This window comes from Halorubrum sp. Atlit-28R (genome assembly GCF_003665955.1).
GTDB classification, from domain to species: Archaea; Halobacteriota; Halobacteria; order Halobacteriales; family Haloferacaceae; genus Halorubrum; species Halorubrum tropicale.
In genome coordinates this window covers 1-431 of sequence record NZ_QPLS01000316.1, presented here as the reverse complement: position 1 = coordinate 431, position 431 = coordinate 1, and the positions used below count along the sequence as shown (strand labels likewise).

1 pseudogene is annotated in these 431 nt (G+C 55.5%); it reads left to right on the top strand.

The window, feature by feature from the left end:
* Positions 1-294 precede the first annotated feature (294 nt).
* Positions 295-431: pseudogene (locus tag DVK06_RS18100) on the top strand (peptidase); the annotation flags it as partial.

Sequence of the window (431 nt, the reverse complement as noted above, 5' to 3'; positions counted from 1 at the left end):
TCCAAAAATACGGGAGAAGTAGTAACGTACTAGTTCTCCCGACGTTCTCGGTAATGACGAATTTGTTTCAAGTCACTGGCCGGTCTATTATTAGCTTGCGGAGGAGTAGTGTCCGGGCCGAGCGAGGGGCGACCTGAAGACCAATACCTCCGCACCTTCCTCCCGACTGCATTTTTCATTCGGTGAGTAGACGTGCTGCGCCATTCCGGTACGTATGGCCTTTTCGAGAGGCGTACCAATGTTCCCTGACCCAAAGGCACATTTACGCGCACACCTAAGTGCGTCCAATCACTGATGTCACGGAGTCCATCTCTCCCGGAACGCCCTCATCTCGATCTGGACCCCGAGATGTCGGATGCAGAGCGGCTGTCTGCACTCCGCCAGCACTTCGAACGCATGGTCGACGTCAACCGCGAACTCGACCAGCGGCT